The 16,411-nt window shown below is 60.8% G+C and carries 13 protein-coding genes; 8 read left to right on the top strand and 5 right to left on the bottom strand.

Translation table 11 applies throughout. The annotated features are described in order from the left end of the window. Positions 1–185 precede the first annotated feature (185 nt). Entirely contained in the window at positions 186–995 is an 810-nt protein-coding gene (locus AB8A33_RS16705; protein WP_439063460.1) for an outer membrane protein, read from the bottom strand. A gap of 292 nt (positions 996–1,287) precedes the next feature. Between AB8A33_RS16705 and AB8A33_RS16700 the strand changes: the two genes are divergently transcribed. Beyond that, positions 1,288–2,310 (top strand): AraC family transcriptional regulator, encoded by a 1,023-nt coding sequence (locus AB8A33_RS16700; protein WP_439093763.1) that lies wholly within the window; start codon positions 1,288–1,290, stop codon positions 2,308–2,310. An 8-nt stretch (positions 2,311–2,318) separates the two neighbouring features. On the opposite strand, the gene galE is transcribed toward AB8A33_RS16700, so the two are convergent. Beyond that, on the bottom strand, positions 2,319–3,332 hold the full coding sequence (gene galE / locus AB8A33_RS16695) for a UDP-glucose 4-epimerase GalE (protein ID WP_439093761.1): 1,014 nt from the start codon (positions 3,330–3,332) through the stop codon (positions 2,319–2,321). 115 nt (positions 3,333–3,447) lie between these two features. Between galE and AB8A33_RS16690 the strand changes: the two genes are divergently transcribed. Beyond that, positions 3,448–4,506 (top strand): glycosyltransferase family 4 protein, encoded by a 1,059-nt coding sequence (locus tag AB8A33_RS16690; RefSeq protein WP_439093759.1) that lies wholly within the window; start codon positions 3,448–3,450, stop codon positions 4,504–4,506. Here the strand turns inward: AB8A33_RS16690 and AB8A33_RS16685 are convergent. Together AB8A33_RS16685 and waaF are read right to left on the bottom strand one after the other, a co-directional pair. Further along, the gene (locus AB8A33_RS16685; RefSeq protein ID WP_439093758.1) at positions 4,488–5,018 is read right to left on the bottom strand and encodes an HAD family hydrolase; all 531 of its coding nucleotides are present in this window, start codon (positions 5,016–5,018) and stop codon (positions 4,488–4,490) included. The genes AB8A33_RS16690 and AB8A33_RS16685 overlap by 19 nt on opposite strands. Then, positions 5,015–6,088: a lipopolysaccharide heptosyltransferase II gene (gene waaF, locus AB8A33_RS16680; RefSeq protein ID WP_439093757.1), complete on the bottom strand. Its 1,074-nt coding sequence runs from the start codon at positions 6,086–6,088 to the stop codon at positions 5,015–5,017. The genes AB8A33_RS16685 and waaF overlap by 4 nt, the downstream gene beginning before the upstream one ends. Positions 6,089–6,280: 192 nt before the next feature. Here waaF and rfaD point away from each other — a divergent pair, with 192 nt between their 5' ends. Genes rfaD through AB8A33_RS16665 form a run of 3 tightly spaced genes read left to right on the top strand, consistent with a single transcriptional unit; the run spans position 6,281 to position 10,660 of the window. Further along, the gene (rfaD, locus tag AB8A33_RS16675; protein WP_439093756.1) at positions 6,281–7,261 is read left to right on the top strand and encodes an ADP-glyceromanno-heptose 6-epimerase; all 981 of its coding nucleotides are present in this window, start codon (positions 6,281–6,283) and stop codon (positions 7,259–7,261) included. A 22-nt stretch (positions 7,262–7,283) separates the two neighbouring features. Next, a complete protein-coding gene (gene rfaE1, locus AB8A33_RS16670) occupies positions 7,284–8,753 on the top strand; it encodes a D-glycero-beta-D-manno-heptose-7-phosphate kinase (protein ID WP_439093754.1) in 1,470 nt (489 codons plus the stop codon). Beyond that, positions 8,750–10,660: an SDR family NAD(P)-dependent oxidoreductase gene (locus tag AB8A33_RS16665; RefSeq protein WP_439093753.1), complete on the top strand. Its 1,911-nt coding sequence runs from the start codon at positions 8,750–8,752 to the stop codon at positions 10,658–10,660. Before rfaE1 ends, AB8A33_RS16665 begins: the two co-directional genes overlap by 4 nt. A gap of 7 nt (positions 10,661–10,667) precedes the next feature. Here AB8A33_RS16665 and AB8A33_RS16660 read toward each other — a convergent pair whose 3' ends face one another. Next, positions 10,668–11,681: an MraY family glycosyltransferase gene (locus AB8A33_RS16660; protein WP_439093752.1), complete on the bottom strand. Its 1,014-nt coding sequence runs from the start codon at positions 11,679–11,681 to the stop codon at positions 10,668–10,670. 256 nt (positions 11,682–11,937) lie between these two features. On the opposite strand from AB8A33_RS16660, the gene AB8A33_RS16655 reads away from it, so the two are divergent. The 3 genes from AB8A33_RS16655 to AB8A33_RS16645 all read left to right on the top strand — a co-directional run bounded on the left by AB8A33_RS16655 (position 11,938) and on the right by AB8A33_RS16645 (position 16,334). Next, positions 11,938–12,936, top strand: coding sequence for an NAD-dependent epimerase (locus AB8A33_RS16655; RefSeq protein ID WP_439093751.1), 999 nt, complete (start codon positions 11,938–11,940; stop codon positions 12,934–12,936). A 9-nt stretch (positions 12,937–12,945) separates the two neighbouring features. After that, a complete protein-coding gene (locus AB8A33_RS16650; protein ID WP_120290679.1) occupies positions 12,946–14,358 on the top strand; it encodes a mannose-1-phosphate guanylyltransferase/mannose-6-phosphate isomerase in 1,413 nt (470 codons plus the stop codon). A 392-nt stretch (positions 14,359–14,750) separates the two neighbouring features. Then, positions 14,751–16,334: a TolC family outer membrane protein gene (locus AB8A33_RS16645; RefSeq protein WP_089268214.1), complete on the top strand. Its 1,584-nt coding sequence runs from the start codon at positions 14,751–14,753 to the stop codon at positions 16,332–16,334. The last annotated feature ends 77 nt before the right edge of the window (positions 16,335–16,411 follow it).

Here is a 16,411-nt window from a genome sequence, read left to right as displayed (position 1 = left end):
CAGCCGCCTGATTGCCCGTTAAATCGCGGTTTTTCAAGCCAAAATCGGGCTTGCCAAGACTTTGTTAACCCATTGGCCCGGCGGTGTCCGTCGCCGGATTCGGGCCGATTTTGCCCTAGAATCTCTCGAAAGCACGGCACGCGACAGGTACGCGCCATGCTTCCGGTTGGCAGGATGTAACCCGATCAGAACCGGTAATTCACGCCCGCTTTCATGGTGTGGAACCTGGTATCGACCGAGATGCTGGAGTTGGAGGAGAAGCCATTGGCGACGTCGTTGACGGCGGTGGAGAACAGCGTGCTCCGGCCGAGATCCACATAGAGATATTCGGTCTTGAATGACCATTGGGGCGCGAAGGCATATTCAAGGCCGGCACCCGCGGTCCAGCCCCACTGTGTCTGGCCGGCTGACACCGCCGCAACCTGGCCGAGCACACCATTCGGGCCGGTCAGAGTAAAGTTCCCGTTGGTGTTGACCCGGCCATAGGCGCCGCCGCCGGTGCCGTACAGGAACACGCGGTCCCATGCATAGCCGAGCCGTCCGCGAATCGTGCCGAACCATTCGACTTCGGAGCCGGTGCCGAATGCCGCGGACGTGGTCACGCCGTTATTGTTCAGCGTCTGATTACCCTCGAAGCGGCCCTTGATACCGGACCACTGGAAGTCGGTCTCGATGCCGACGACGAAGCCGCCGTTGTATTGATAGTTGTAACCAGCCTGTCCGCCGCCGAAGAAACCGCTTGAGGTTAGGCTGAATTTACCCGCGGTGCTGGCAACCAGAGGATCAGTTTCGGCCTGCAACTGCCGCTGTGTAGCCTGAAATGGATAGTCGAACTTGTCGCCGCCGAAACCGACATTGGCGCCGACGTAGAAGCCTGTCCAGGAGAACACCTGGACGGGCGCGACTGGCGCCTTCACCGGATAGGGCATGTCGGCCGCAACGGCAGGAACGGCTGCACCGATAAGCAGTGCTGCGCCAGCGAATACTCTCTTCATGATCAGGCCCCTCAGTTTCTTGCGCGCGGCAAGTGATTTCCGATGCATCGCCGTCATCGGCGATCGCATGTGAAGTGTCGTCGAGCCAAGGCATCTGCGAATGATGCCGGGACTCGCGGCTTCCACGTGCACAATGACAGGGCTGGCGGAGAGGTCTTGTTCATGCGCGTAGCAGATTTTAGTTCTCGCGCACTGCCACTAAACTTCGCGTCGATGTGGCGTTGTCGCAACAGCACATATGCGCACTACACCAATACGGTCGCAGGATTCCGTTTTGCATTGACGAGCATTCGTGCGTGATGAGATCGTCTGGTGCTGCTACACTAATGGTCGGAAGCGAGTTGGACGTATGCATCAAGCCAGTTTCGTCTCAGATGGGTTTGGTCCGGAATTACCGGATCACCAGAAATTCGCGCTGTGGTGCGAAAACATGGAAGCGCTCACCTGCTGCGTGGACATCACACGTGCTGAAGATCGGCCGTTCTCGGCGTTTGTGCACTGGGCAGATTATTCGAATGTGCGGGTCACCCGCTTCGGCGGCACGTTCAGTCGAATCCGACGATCCAGAACGGCAATCTCGCGCGGACCGGACGATGATTTCTGTTTGATGTTTCATCGAGGCGAGGGGACGCTGGTTGTCGATCAGGTGGGGCGCGAGACGGCCTTGTCGTCTGACCGCGCATTTATTGGTACAAACGGACGTCCGGCCGATTTGCGGTCGGATGCGAATTTCTCGTCGACGACGCTGACTGTCAGTAGGGAGCGCCTGTTGCCCCTCATTGGCAATGTCGACGATCTCCTGATCCAGCCGCTCGACGAACGGCGCGCAGTCGTGGCCCATTTGCGGCGCTACATCGAAATCTCTGTCGATCTCCTGCGCGATCCGCATGATTCGGAGCTCGACAGCCATATCAGCACGACCCTCCTGGATCTGACTGCGCTGGCGCTTGGCGCGCGCGGTGACGCCGCGCAACTCGCTTCGATGCGCGGTCTGCGCGCGTCACGGACGCAGGAGATTATTGCTGAGATCGACCGCCATTTCGCCGATCCGGATTTTTCAGTGGGGCAGGTCGCGCGTCGGTTGGATTTGTCGCCGCGCTATCTCCAGGACCTTCTGCAAGATACCGGATCGAGTTTCACCGAACGCCTTCTGGAGTGCCGTCTGCAACATGCAATGCGTTTGCTGACGAGCGAGCAGGGCGATCGGCTGAAGATCAGTGAGATCGCGCTGGCCAGTGGCTTCAACGAGATCTCATACTTCAATCAGCGGTTTCGACGGCGTTTCGGAGAGACGCCGACGCAGTGCCGGCGCTGATCGGATGCTTAGGCCGACTTCGCTATTAATTCGATCCCATAGCGCTCTCGGGCTAGCTTTTCTTCCCAGGCCAGCGCGTGACGTGCGATGGTTTCTAGATCGTCGTATTGCGGCGTCCAGTTCAGCGTGGCGCGGATTCGGGACGTATCGGCGATCATGGTCATGATGTCGCCGTCGCGGCGCGGAGCGTATTGAACGGCGAAGTTGCGGCCCGATGCACGTCGTACGGCTTCGATGGTCTCCAGCACCGAATAGCCGCGGCCATAGCCGCAATTCAGGGTGGTCGATGCTCCGCCTTCGCGCAGGTAGCTCAGCGCGGCGCGGTGGGCCTGCACAAGATCGCTCACATGGATGAAGTCGCGGATGCAGCTTCCGTCGGGCGTCGGATAATCGGTGCCGAACACGTCGATCTTGCTGCGCTGACCGGTTGCGGCCTCGACGGCGATCTTGAGCAGATGCGTCGCGCCCATGGTGGCGAGGCCTGTGCGACCCTGCGGATCGGCGCCGGCGACGTTGAAGTAACGCAGCGCGACAAACTCCATGCCATAGGCCGGTGCGATGTCGTGCAGCATAATCTCGGTCATCAGCTTCGATGATCCGTAAGGCGACAGCGGACGCGTTGGGGCATCTTCTGCCACCGGCGTGAAATCGGGATTGCCGTAGACGGCAGCGGTCGATGAGAAGATGAAGCGCTTGACGCCGCATTTCACCGCTGCGCTGAGCAGGTTGCGTGTCGTCATCGTGTTATTGCGGTAATAGCTGAGCGGGTCGCGCATCGATTCCGGGACGACGACAGAGCCTGCGAAATGGATGATGGCGTCGATGCCATGTGCGGCGATCACGCCCTCGACAAGATTTTCGTCAGCGACATCGCCGATGAACAGCGGAACGCCTTCGGGGAGATAGGTGGAAAAGCCCGTCGACAGGTTATCGATCACGACCACGCTCTCGCCGGCTTCCACCAGCGCATGGACCATGTGACTTCCGATATAACCGGCGCCGCCGGTGACAAGGACGGTCATTGGATTTACTCACTCTCCCGTTTTGGGAACGCTATCGCGCCCGGGATGAAGAGTGGGTTTCGACGGCCGGCAACTGGCCACTATGCTTAATGTTGCGTATAGGAAATCGGGCGAAATGGAGTCACCTGTGCCGATTGCGGGCAAAACGGCCGATAAACTGCAGCTGATCGTCACGAATCTGCACTGGCGCTACTCCGGTGTGACGGCGACCAATCGCATGGTGGCGCCGAAACTCGCAGACATGTTCGACGCGGCTTGGCTTGGATCCGACGCGCCCGCCGGCATTGCGCGCATGGATATCGGCGATCTCGTGAAATTGTGGCTGCGCCGCAAGCCGGTGATCTGGCACGCGCGGCGCAACAACGAGATGATTGCCGGCGTTCTGCTCAAGGCGCTCGGGTGGCCGATGAAACTGCTCTTCACCTCGGCAGCGCAGCGCCATCATACCTGGATCACACGCTGGCTGATCAGTCGGATGGATGCCATCATCGCGACCAGCGAGATCTCCGCGTCGTATCTGAAGCGATCGGCGACTGTGGTGACGCATGGCGTCGATACCGATCGCTACGCGCCGCCCGTCGATCGTGCGGCGGCGTTTGCGGAAGCGAGTTTACCGGGGCGCTATGCGATTGGTTGCTTCGGCCGGGTGCGTGCGCAGAAGGGAACTGATCTTTTCGTCGATGCGATGTGCGAGTTGTTGCCGCGTTATCCGGATTTCACGGCGGTTATCGTTGGCGCGATCACGCCGGATCAGATCGGCTTTGCCAATGAGCTCAAGAAGAAGATCGCCGATGTCGGTCTGCAGTCGCGCATCGTCATCACCGGCGAGTTGCCGATCGAAGACGTCGAGCGATGGTATCAGCGCCTGACGATCTACGCTTTCACTTCGCGCAATGAAGGCTTCGGTCTGACGCTAATCGAGGCGATGTCGGCGGGGGCCGCGCTGGTCGCAACGCGTGCGGGCGCCGCGGAAATCGTGGTCGAGGAGGGCGTGACCGGCAAACTCGTGCCGACCGGCGATGCGGCGGCACTCACGCTGGCATTGGAGCCGCTGATGCGCGATCCCGATGCCGCTGCAGCCATGGGCACACATGCGCGCCAGCGTGTGCTCGACAAATTCAGCCTTGATGCGGAAGCGCGGGGAATCGCTGAGGTTTATCGCAGGCTGCTCTGACCCTGCAGGATATCCGCGACGAACGCATCTAAGTCTCCACCTGCAAACAGGAAGCCGGGCAGGTGCGCAGCCTTGGCCGCTTCGATATCCGAATCGCGGTCGCCGATGGCAAAACTACCTTTGCGTTGCACAGGCCAGTGCTGCATCAGATCGAGGATCATGCCCGGGCTCGGCTTGCGCCAGTGATGATCTTCCAGATAGCCCGCAACTGATCCGGCCGGATGGTGCGGGCAATAGCGGACGTCATCAATGCGGGCGCCTTGTGCGGCGAGTTCGGAACGCATCCACTTAAACAGCGTATTGAGTTCGTCTTCGGTGAAATAGCCTCGTGCGACGCCGGACTGGTTCGAAAACAGGAAGACGAAATAACCGGCATCATTGAGCCGGCGAACGGCCTTGGCCGCGTTCGGCATCCAGCGGATGCGATCGGGTGTGCCCATATAGCCGTCGTCGTAATTGATAACGCCGTCGCGATCCAGAAACGCTGCGGGCTTTGTTTGCGTGGTCGTCATATCTGCGGGCTTCTGTTGGATGCCTCGGCCATCACGCCTTGAATGATCCCGGCAACGTCTTCGGCCGGAATGTCGCGCATGCAGGCGTGGTTGTTCATGGTGCAGACCGGCCTGTGGCAGGGTTGGCACGGGACAATGGTCTTGGTCTGCACGGTGGCCGCCAGCGGATTGAGGGGACCCCATAGCTGCGGGCTGGTCGGTCCGAAAATGCCGATGGTCGGCGTGCCGACAGCCGCAGCAATATGCATCAGGCCGGAATCATTGGCCACGGCGACATTGGCGGCGGCCATGCCGATCACGCCATTGCGCAGGTCGCCCGTGGTGAGGTCGCGAGCGCGGGGACCGGCGGCGGCAATGATTTCGTTGGCGAGGTCCTTCTCGCCCGGGCCGCCGATGACCCAGACGTCCAGCCCGCGCGCGACCAGCAGTTTTGCGGCCTCGGCATAATAGGTCCAGCGCTTGGAGGAACCGACCGAGCCGGGACCGAGCGCGACCGCCGGACCGGTTCCCAGCCCATTGGTCTGCCGCCAGCGCGCGATCTCGTCGGCGGGCACGCGGAACTGGGGCACCGGCCATTCCGGCGGCAGTGGCGTGCCGTCCGGCAGCGCTAGCGCGCATTTCTTGTCAATCATGCGCGGCAGTTTCTTTTCGCCCCAGCGCCACTGGTTGATCAGGCCGAAGCGCGCCTCGCCGACAAAGCCGATGCGCTCCGGGATGCCCGCCAGAGCGGGTGCCACAGCCGATTTCCAGGTCCGCGGCATCACCAGCGCGGTGCCATAGTTCCGTGCGCGCAGGGTGGCCGCCAGTTCCCATTGCTTGGCGAGCGCGAGCTGGCTGCGAGGCAGGTCCCAGACGATGCCTGCGCGCACGCCCGGCATGTAGTCGACCAGCGGGGCGACCAGTCTGGTCACCAGTAAATCGACCGGCCGGTTCGGCCAGCGCTCTTTCAAGACCCGGACGAGCGTATGACCCCGGACGAAATCACCGATCCACATATAGGGCACAATCAGGATCGGCCGGGTATCGTCCGGATCGACCATCACGCCCTGGTATGGGGAATTTACGTTCATTCTTTCAAGGACTTCGCTGTTCTGCCGCGGGCTATATCCGGCTCACGTCGGTACCCGTTCCATTCGGACAGGTAAAGCCATTTGGGATGTTTCCAACCATGTCCCCGTGGCGGCGACGAACATCCCATTGCCCAAGTTGCCTGTGGGGCAGGGTTGAGGCAAAGGTGGGTCAATCATGAGATCGGGGACTTCATGCTGCTTGTGACCGGGGGAGCCGGTTTTATCGGATCGAATGTGGTGGCCGCGTTGAATGACGCCGGCCGCGCGGACGTGGCCGTCTGCGATGTGCTCGGCCATGATGGAAAATGGCGTAATCTTGCCAAGCGGCAACTTGCAGATGTAGTGCCGCCAGCCGAGCTGATGGACTGGCTGAAGGGCCGCAAGCTCGATGCGGTCATTCATCTCGGCGCGATTTCGGAAACCACCGCGACCGACGGTGATCTGGTCATCGAGACGAATTTCCGCCTCTCGATGCGCCTGCTGGACTGGTGCACGGCCAATGCGACGCCGCTGATTTATGCATCGTCCGCTTCGACCTATGGCGATGGTGCGCAGGGCTTTCGCGACGAGCAGACCGTTCCCGAACTCAAAAAACTACGGCCGATGAACCTCTACGGCTGGAGCAAGCACCTGTTCGACCTCGCGGTGGCCGAGCGCGTCGCCAAGGGCGAAAAGATGCCGCCGCAATGGGCCGGCCTGAAGTTCTTCAACGTGTTCGGGCCGAACGAGTACCACAAGGGCTCGATGATGAGCGTGCTGGCGCGGCGCTTCGACGACATCAAGGCCGGCCGCGGCATCCAGCTGTTCAAGTCGCATCGCGAAGGTATTGCCGACGGCGATCAGCGCCGCGACTTCATCTATGTCGAGGACGTCGTCCGCGTGATGATGTGGCTGCTGGCGTCGCCCAGTGTCAGCGGCATCTTCAATGTCGGCACCGGAACCGCACGCAGCTTCAAGGATCTGATGCTGGCCGCCTATGCTGCACTCGGCACTAGGCCGAACATCGACTATATCGATATGCCCGTGCAGATTCGCGGCAGCTATCAGTATTTCACGCAGAGTGAAGTCGATCGGTTGCGCGGCGCCGGCTACAACGGCGGTTCTACAACATTGGAAGATGCCGTCTCGCATTATGTGAAGGGCTTTCTCGACCAGCCCGATCGCTTCCGCTGAACGCGCAACAGGTACCGGTGTGATGTTTGATTTCGATGCCCTGTCGCATGCGATTGCCGATCAGACGGTGCTCTGCGTCGGCGATCTGATGCTCGACGAATTCGTCTATGGCGAGGTGTCGCGGATTTCACCGGAAGCGCCTGCGCCGGTCATCGCGGTCCAGCGCAGCGAGATCAATATCGGTGGCGCCGGCAATGTCGCACGCAATATTGCGGCCCTCGGCGCGAAATGCATCTTTGTCGGTCTGGTCGGTGAGGACGACGCCGGTGCAACGCTCAAGAATGCGCTCGCGCAGGAGCCTCTGATCGAAGCATTGCTGGTCGCGGATTCATCGCGCCCGACGACACGCAAGGTGCGCTTCGTGTCCGAGCATTTCGCGACGCATATGCTGCGCGCCGACTGGGAACTGGCTGCGCCCGCGTCCGCCGCCATCGAGAAGCAATTGATCGATACGATTTTGCCGCAACTCGCGCGTGTCGACATCGTACTGCTGTCCGACTACGCCAAGGGCGCGCTGACCGCGCGGGTGATCCGCAACGTCATCGACGCGGCGAAGAAGCTCGGCAAGCGCGTCATCGTCGATCCCAAGAGCGCAAATTTTGCGATTTATCGCGGCGCGACCTTGCTGACGCCGAACCGCAAGGAATTCGCCGAGGCAACGCGGAGCCGTGCAGACAGCGACATCAACATCGCGACCGCCGCGCAGGAAGCGATGATTCTGGCGGACTGCGCCGCGATGCTGGTGACCCAGAGCGAGCATGGCATGACGCTGGTGCCGCGCGATGGCGAGCCCATCCATGTGCCGGCGCTGCCGGTCAAGGTGCGCGACGTCTCGGGTGCCGGCGACACGGTGGCGGCGATGCTGGCTGTAGCGCTCGCAGCCGGAGCTGACTGGGAAGCGGCATTGCGCGCGGCAACTGCCGCGGCAGCGGTTGCTGTCAGCAAGAAGGGGACGGCGGTGGTTACACCGTCCGAACTGCGTCGCCGGATTTTGCCGCATGCATTTCTGGCCGCCGAAGAAAAAATCGTGGCATCGACTGAGCTCAATGCGCAACTGGCCGACTGGCGCAAGCAGCAGTTGCGGATCGGTTTCACCAATGGCTGTTTTGACATCCTGCATCCCGGCCATGTGAAGGTTCTGACGGCAGCGCGCGCGACTTGCGATCGCCTGATCGTCGGCCTTAACAGCGACGCGTCGGTGAAGCGGTTGAAGGGCGAGGGGCGCCCGGTGCAGAACGAACGCGCCCGCGCAGAAGTGCTTGCGGCGCTGGAAGCGGTCGATCTGGTCGTGATTTTCGAAGAGGATACCCCACTGAACCTGATTACGCAGATCGCGCCGGCGACGCTGGTCAAAGGCGGCGATTACACGCGAGAGCAGGTGGTCGGCCATGAGGTTGTCGCCGCGAACGGCGGAGAGGTGATCCTGATCGATATCTTGCAAGGCCACAGCACGACGTCGCTGGTCGAGCGCGCGCGCAGCGGACAGTCATGACACGCATCACACAGTTTTCTGCCCGCAACTGGCTGATTGCGACGCATGACGCCATCGTCACGGCGGCCGCGGTCGTTCTCAGCTTCGTGCTGCGTTTCGATGGCGAAAATCTGTGGGATCGGCTGCCGCTGCTCCTGAAGATCCTGCCGTACTTCGTCGTCTTCAGCTTTTTCGTCTGTTACCTGTTCAATCTGACGACGACGAAGTGGCGCTTCATCTCGCTGCCCGATTTGCTGAATATCATCAAGGCATCCACGGTGCTGACGGGCGCGCTTCTGGTGCTCGACTACATCTTCCTGGCGCCGAACGTGTACGGCACGTTCTTCCTCGGCAAGACAACGATCATCATCTACTGGTTCATCCAGATATTCTTTCTGAGCGGATCGCGACTGGCCTATCGCTATTTTCGTTATACGCGTACGCGCAATCAGGCGCGCGCGATGGATGCGTCACCCGCACTGTTGATTGGTCGTGCGGCCGATGCCGAGGTGTTCTTGCGCGGCATTGAGAGTGGTGCCGTCAAGCGCATGTGGCCGGTTGGTATCTTGTCGCCGGCGATGTCCGATCGCGGACAGGCGATCCGAGGTGTGCCGGTCCTGGGCGGCATCGATGATCTCGGTCATGTCGTTGATGACTTCAGCACGCGGCAACGCCCAATCGAACGGATCGTGATGACGCCGTCGGCGTTTGAAGCAGAGGCGTTGCCTGAGTCGGTATTGATGCGTGCGCGCAAGCTCGGGCTGACGGTTAGCCGGATTCCGTCGCTCGAGGAAAGCCGCGATACGCCGCAATTGGCGCCGGTCGCAGTCGAGGATCTGTTGCTGCGGCCGAGCGTCAAGATCGACTATGCCCGGCTGGAGAATTTCGTGCGCGGCAAGGCGATCGTGGTGACCGGCGGTGGCGGCTCGATCGGCTACGAGATCTGCGACCGCGTCATCACGTTCGGCGCGGCACGGCTGCTCATTATCGAGAATTCGGAGCCGGCGCTTCATGCGGCTATGGAAAAGCTGGCGGCCAAGGTTACCAGCGCGGCGATCGAGGGCCGCATCGCCGATGTCAGAGACCGCGAGCGCATTCATCAACTGATGATCGCTTTCAAGCCGGATGCGGTATTTCATGCTGCCGCGCTGAAACATGTGCCGATCCTGGAACGTGACTGGGGTGAGGGTGTCAAGACCAACATCTTTGGCTCCGTGAATGTCGCCGATGCGGCGCTCGCATCGGGCGCTGATGCGATGGTGATGATCTCGACCGACAAGGCGATTGAGCCGGTGTCGATGCTTGGCCTCACCAAGCGTTTTGCCGAGATGTATTGCCAGGCGCTCGATGGCGATGCCATCAGCGGCAGTGCCGCCAAATCGCCCATGCGGCTGATCTCGGTGCGGTTCGGTAATGTTCTGGCATCGAATGGGTCCGTCGTGCCGAAGTTCAAGGCGCAGATCGAAGCCGGTGGGCCGGTGACGGTGACGCACCCTGATATGGTGCGCTACTTCATGACCATCCGCGAGGCCTGCGATCTGGTCGTTACTGCTGCAACCCATGCGATGAATGCGCAGCATGCGGATGCATCGGTCTATGTGCTCAGCATGGGGCAGCCGGTGAAGATCGTCGATCTCGCCGACCGCATGATCCGGCTGTCCGGTCTTCAGCCCGGCTACGATATCGATATCGTGTTCACCGGTGTTCGACCGGGCGAGCGGCTCAACGAGATATTGTTCGCCGAGCAGGAGCCAACCAGCGAGATCGGTATCGCCGGCATCGTCGCCGCCCGCCCGAACGAACTGCCGTTGGAGACGCTGAACAGCTGGCTTGCGATCTTGCGGAAAGCCATTGAGGCGGATCAACACGAGGTCGCTGTGGCGACGCTGAAGGATGCGGTGCCGGAATATCGGGCGGCGGCACAGTGAGTCTGCATTAGCGGCGCGGCGTCGAGAATGCCCGCAATACCGCGGCGACGGCGATGCTGCCAAGTACAAGCAAAGCTGCGTCGGCGACGCCTGAGCGGAGATAGATCGACAGGCCGGCCAGTGCCGCCAGGCCGATATTGAGCACGAACGCCGTTCGCACAACCTCGATCACGGCGAAGCCATTGTCCGTCGCGCGCTGATAGAAGTGCGAGCGATGCGCCAGCCACACCGGCTCGCGTTTTGCCAGCCGCCGGAGCAGGGTGATGGTCGCGTCGGCAAGGTAGTACAGCGGCAGCAGGATGGCGGCAGCCAGATGGTGCGCATAGGCCAGTTGCAGGAAGCACCAGGCCAGCAACAGCCCGATGGGGAGGCTGCCGACGTCGCCCAGAAACATCTTCGCAACGGGCCGATTGAACGGCGCGAAGCCGAGTGTGGCGCCGCAAAGCGCAGCGGCAATGAGCGCCGTCGATAACGGCAGTTGCCCGGAGAAGCCGATCAGCACCAGCGCTGCGGTAATCGGTATCACCTCGGCCACTGTGATCCAGTCGAGCCCATCCATGAAATTCACGAGATTGACGAACCAGAGTGCGGCCAGCAGCAGCAAGCCGCGTTCGATCCAGAGAGGCAGGCCCGGTATGATCTGCAGTGTCGGGGGCAGGGCAAACAGGATCGCGGCAATACTGACGGCTTGCAGGAGCAGTCGCGGCGTCACGGAAATCGGACGCAGATCATCAATTGCGCCGATGGTCGCGATCAGGATCGTTGCAGCGAACAGCACCCACAGCGCCGGTGTCGCTGAAACGGAAAGACTTGCAATCGAGCACCCGGCAACCAGCAGTGTGACTGATATCACCGCGATGCCGGCGCCTTGCGGTGTCGGCACCTTGTGGGACGATCGGGCATTCGGTCGCGCCATTGCATAACGGATAAGCAGCGGATGAATGGCCTTGATGCAAGCCGCGGACAGAACAGCGGCTACAACCAGAGCGACGAAGGTTGTAATCAATTCGAATGACGACATCGGGATGACATTGATCGCAGGAAAGACATGCGTTGCGGGGAAGATTTGGGTCGCAATGAGACAAATAGTTCGGAGTTATGCACGGCGGCTCTTCTTACCCTGTTTTCATGGCATAGCTAGCGGCGAAGGCCGCGCTTCTGACGCAATCGGATGCTGCGATGCCGAAGTGTTGCAACATCATCGCCTGGATGGCTAATGGAATGCGACACGGATCGTCATGCAACATGGCGATTTCTGGCGAATGTCTGGGGACACGATGTCTGAACAACCCATCCTTGTCACCGGTGCTGCCGGCTTCATCGGTTTCCACGTGACGCGGCAGCTGCTGGCCGAAGGCCGAACGGTCGTTGGTCTCGATAGCGTCAACAGCTATTACGATCCGGCGCTGAAGGAGGCGCGGCTGAAGCTGCTGGAGGGCCAGCCTCGCTTTACCTTTGTGAGGGCGAATCTGGCAGATCGTCCCGCGATCGCGGCGTTGTATGGCGAATACAAATTCCCTGTTGTCATTCATCTCGCTGCGCAGGCGGGTGTGCGCTATTCCATCGAGCAGCCGCACGCCTATGCCGATGCCAACCTCGAGGGCTTTCTCAATATCCTCGAAGGATGCCGGCACAATGGCTGCGCGCATCTGCTCTATGCGTCGTCATCCTCGGTCTATGGCGCCAACAAGAAGAAACCGTTCTCCGTCAGCGACAGAGTCGACAACCCGGTCAGTCTCTATGCTGCGACGAAGAAGGCCAACGAGTTGATGGCGCATTCCTACAGCCATCTCTATCGCCTGCCGACCACCGGGCTGCGTTTCTTCACCGTCTATGGTCCTTGGGGCCGGCCGGATATGGCGATCTTCCTGTTTACCAAGGCGATCCTCGACAAGCAGCCGATCAAGCTCTTCAATCACGGCAACATGCGACGCGACTTCACCTATGTCGACGACGTTGTCGGTGCTATCGGGCGGCTGATTGATCATGTGCCGACCGGTAGCGAGGACGAGGCGCCAGCGCGAATCTACAACGTCGGTAACCACAAGCCAGAGGACCTTTTGCATGTGGTCTCGGTTCTTGAGAAGGAACTGGGGCTTGAGGCGATCAAGACGATGCTGCCGATGCAGCCGGGCGATGTGCATGAGACTTTTGCCGATGTGGACGATCTGATGCGTGACGTCGGCTTCAAGCCGGATACCTCGATCGAGGAGGGGATTCGACAATTCGTGACGTGGTATCGCAGCCACTACGGTAATCTGAACGCGAAGGGTTGAGAGCGACTGATGAGCAAGCGCATTATTCCCCTGATCATGTGTGGCGGTGCTGGTACGCGCCTGTGGCCGTCATCGCGTGAGGGGCGCCCGAAGCAATTTCTGCCATTATTCGGGCCGCGCTCGACCTTTCAGGACACCGTGATTCGCGTGTCCGATGCTGGCTTGTTCGATCGTCCCATTGTCATCACCAGCGCCGCCTATCGGTTCATGGTGCGCGAACAACTCGCCGAGATCGGGCTCGATGCAGACATCCTGCTCGAGCCGGCGCGGCGCGATTCAGGCCCGGCCATTGCCGCCGGTGCTGCTTTTGCACAGGCTCGGGACGAGGAAGCCGTCGTGCTTGCGCTTGCCGCCGATCACGTGGTGCGCGACGTGCCGGCTTTCGTGGCGGCGTGTCGGGCTGGGCTGGTGGTTGCCGATGCCGGCCACATTGTGACGTTCGGCGTTCAGCCGGAGCGTCCGGCCACCGAGTACGGCTATATTTCACCCGGTCAGGTGCTTTCCGGCGAGGTGAAGAGTGTCGCCAAATTCGTCGAGAAGCCGGATCTGCAGACGGCAACCGGTTATATTGAGGCCGGGTATCTCTGGAACAGCGGCAACTTCATGTTTCGGGCGGGGATGCTGCTCGATGAATATCGCCGCGTCGACAGCGACAGTGTCGAGACCATCACCAGCGCTGTGGCGAAGGCCGGCCGCGATCTCGGCTTCTTTACGCTCGATGCGGACGCTTTCGGGAAGGCAAAATCGATCTCTGTCGACTATGCCGTGATGGAGAAGACGACGAAGGCGGCCGTGGTGCCGGTGTCCTGCGGCTGGTCGGATGTCGGCTCGTGGCTCGCAGTGTGGGAGCTGTCCGACAAGGATGCACAGGGCAATGCCGCGCAGGGCGTGGCAGTGTTCGAGGACTCGCGCAACTGCAACGTGGCCAGCGATGGTCCGGTGGTGGCGCTGGAGGGCGTCGACGATCTCGTGGTGGTCGCGACGCACGACGCCGTGCTGGTCTCCCGCCAGAAGGATGCCAACGGCTTGAAACGGCTTGTGGCGAAGCTGAAGGTCACGGCGCCGCAGGTCACCGAGGATCATCTCAAGGTGCATCGCCCATGGGGATCTGTGCAGGCTCTTGAGGATGGCGAGCGCTATCAGGTGAAACGTCTCGTGGTCAAAGCCGGCGAGCGGCTGTCACTCCAGATGCACCACCATCGCTCCGAGCACTGGATCGTTGTGCGTGGTACCGCGAAGGTGACGATCAACGATCAGATCAAGACCGTCCACGAGAACGAGTCGATCTACATCCCGCTCGGTGCCACGCACCGTCTGGAAAACCCCGGCAAGATTCCGCTTGAGCTGATCGAGGTGCAGACGGGCAGCTACCTTGGTGAGGACGACATCGTTCGCATCGAGGATGACTACAAGCGGAGCTAGCGGCGGCCGGGCGATACTCGCCCGAATCGATGCACCCACAGCGTGCATTCGCCTGAATTGGTGGCGGCGAGGGGCTACCACGGTCCCTTCATGCCGTATCTTTTTCCATTTTACGAAATAGCGATGGTTGCCACAATTGGGCGCGCTCTGACCCGCCCAGCGCGCATTCATCGTCCTGGAGGTGGTTCTGCCACTCACGAAATCGTGTTAACCTGTTGTTAGGCATTGATAAATGCCTGAAATCAGGGACGAAAATGACAATGCCATGACGGATAAGCGGACCGTGCCGCCTCCGCACAAGGTAATGCATTCTTGCAACAATGAGTCAGTTTTCGATCTAAAATGTGGCTTTCAGATTGCGGCAAGTTCCGTTTCTTGTTAGCGCTCAATCCATGAAGCAGATCGCAAAGATTTTCCTTGTAGTTGTATTGCTGGGATCGAGCGGCAAGTTCGCTTATGCAGCCGAGCCATTTTTCATTCTTGACGCCATCAATCAGGCGGTAAAGACGAACCCAGGTGTCGGCGAGGCTTCTGCCAATCGCCGCGCCACCGAAGCCGAACTTCGCCAGAGCCAAGGTACTTTGCTGCCTCAGATCAGGCTGCAGGCGAATACCGGCCCTGAGATGTTGAACCGGGCAATCGTTCCTGCGCCGGCCGGCAATGGCTCTTATGTGAACGGCAGCGAGGCGTCGGTAACGGTGCGCCAGCTGGTGTTCGACGGCTTTGCGTCCATCAACGACATCTGGCGTCAGGCTGCGCGCGTCGATGCTGCTGCGTTCCGGGTGCTTGAACGGACCGAACTGATTGCGCTCGATGCGGCCGAAGCCTATGTCGATGTGACGCGTTATTTGCGTCTGGTCGCGCTTGCCGAACAAAATCTCAAGGTTCATCTCGAACTGCGCGCCAATGTCCGCGCGCGTTTCGCTGGCGGTCGTGCCGGTGAGGGCGATACCCAGCAGGCGGAAGAGCGTGTAGCCGCGGCAGAAGCCGTGCTGTCGGATTTCCGCCTCAGCCTCGATTTTGCACGCGCCAAGTATCGCAAGACCGTTGGTCTTGAGCCGTTCAATGTGCGTTTCCCCGGTCGCTTGCCGGATATGCCAGCAACCAAGAACGAGTCGCTCGACGTCGCCTTCAAGTACAATCCGACGATCCGCGCCGCTGGTGCAGATGTCGATGCGGCCAAGCGTGCTTTCGACTCGACCGCCGGCGCATTCGTTCCGAACGTCGCCCTGGAAGGCCGCGCGCTGCGCGGCAAGGACTCGATCACCTATCCGGGCAATCGCGATGAAGTCAGCGGCAAGGTTGTCGTCAGCTGGGATATCTTCCGCGGCGGTCAGGATGCGTGGAAGCGCGCCGAAGCTGGCGAACGCATGATCGAGCAGCAGCAGCGCCATGCACGCCTGCAGCGTGATGCGCTGGAGTCGCTCGACAAGGCGTGGGCTGCGCGGACGATCACGACGGAGCGTGCAGCAGCGCTGGTGCGTGAAGTTGAAGCCGCCCGTCGCACCTTCGTGGCCTACAACAAGGAATATGAGCTCGGTCAGCGCACGCTGATCGATCTGCTCAACTCGCAGAACCAGTACTTCAACGCCAACGTCTCGCTGGTGTCTGCACGCGGCGTCACCGTGTTCGCCGACTATCAGTTGCTGGCGGCCATGGGACAGCTGCTGTCCTATCTGAAGACCGGCAAGCCGCCGGAGTCTGAGCCGATCGAGAGCCGTGCATCCGGCCTGATCCCGTATCGCCTGCCGCCGATCTTGCTGACGGCGCCGGAGCCGGGATCCGAACCGCTCAATACGGTTCTGCCGTTCCAGACCTGGAATTCGCCTTTCGCACCGGCGCTGGAACCGAAAGCCGTGCTGTTCGGTGATCGCTGGGCCTCGCAAGATCTGTCGAACGCCAACGCATTGTTCGTGACATCGGGCCAGGTCGGGCAGGGCAGCGTGTCGGCCGATGCTTCTGCGGGGCGCCGTTAACCAATTAAGCACGCGGATTTATAATCCGCGGTCGGATTTACCGTAAGTTCAGCAATTCGTCTGAACCGCGAAATAGT

The sequence above is a fragment of the Tardiphaga sp. 813_E8_N1_3 genome (genome assembly GCF_051811025.1).
GTDB lineage: Bacteria > Pseudomonadota > Alphaproteobacteria > Rhizobiales > Xanthobacteraceae > Tardiphaga.
The sequence above is the reverse complement of the archived record's forward strand: the minus strand, read 5'-3'. Positions and strand labels throughout refer to the sequence as shown.

What these genes read in the sequence shown, in the direction of transcription:
- AB8A33_RS16705 (WP_439063460.1), bottom strand. Translation starts at nt 995, where the DNA reads ATGAAGAGAGTATTCGCTGGCGCAGCACTGCTTATCGGTGCAGCCGTT.
- galE (WP_439093761.1), bottom strand. Translation starts at nt 3,332, where the DNA reads ATGACCGTCCTTGTCACCGGCGGCGCCGGTTATATCGGAAGTCACATG.
- AB8A33_RS16690 (WP_439093759.1), top strand. Translation starts at nt 3,448, where the DNA reads ATGGAGTCACCTGTGCCGATTGCGGGCAAAACGGCCGATAAACTGCAG.
- AB8A33_RS16685 (WP_439093758.1), bottom strand. Translation starts at nt 5,018, where the DNA reads ATGACGACCACGCAAACAAAGCCCGCAGCGTTTCTGGATCGCGACGGC.
- waaF (WP_439093757.1), bottom strand. Translation starts at nt 6,088, where the DNA reads ATGAACGTAAATTCCCCATACCAGGGCGTGATGGTCGATCCGGACGAT.
- rfaD (WP_439093756.1), top strand. Translation starts at nt 6,281, where the DNA reads ATGCTGCTTGTGACCGGGGGAGCCGGTTTTATCGGATCGAATGTGGTG.
- rfaE1 (WP_439093754.1), top strand. Translation starts at nt 7,284, where the DNA reads ATGTTTGATTTCGATGCCCTGTCGCATGCGATTGCCGATCAGACGGTG.
- AB8A33_RS16665 (WP_439093753.1), top strand. Translation starts at nt 8,750, where the DNA reads ATGACACGCATCACACAGTTTTCTGCCCGCAACTGGCTGATTGCGACG.
- AB8A33_RS16660 (WP_439093752.1), bottom strand. Translation starts at nt 11,681, where the DNA reads ATGTCGTCATTCGAATTGATTACAACCTTCGTCGCTCTGGTTGTAGCC.
- AB8A33_RS16655 (WP_439093751.1), top strand. Translation starts at nt 11,938, where the DNA reads ATGTCTGAACAACCCATCCTTGTCACCGGTGCTGCCGGCTTCATCGGT.
- AB8A33_RS16650 (WP_120290679.1), top strand. Translation starts at nt 12,946, where the DNA reads ATGAGCAAGCGCATTATTCCCCTGATCATGTGTGGCGGTGCTGGTACG.
- AB8A33_RS16645 (WP_089268214.1), top strand. Translation starts at nt 14,751, where the DNA reads ATGAAGCAGATCGCAAAGATTTTCCTTGTAGTTGTATTGCTGGGATCG.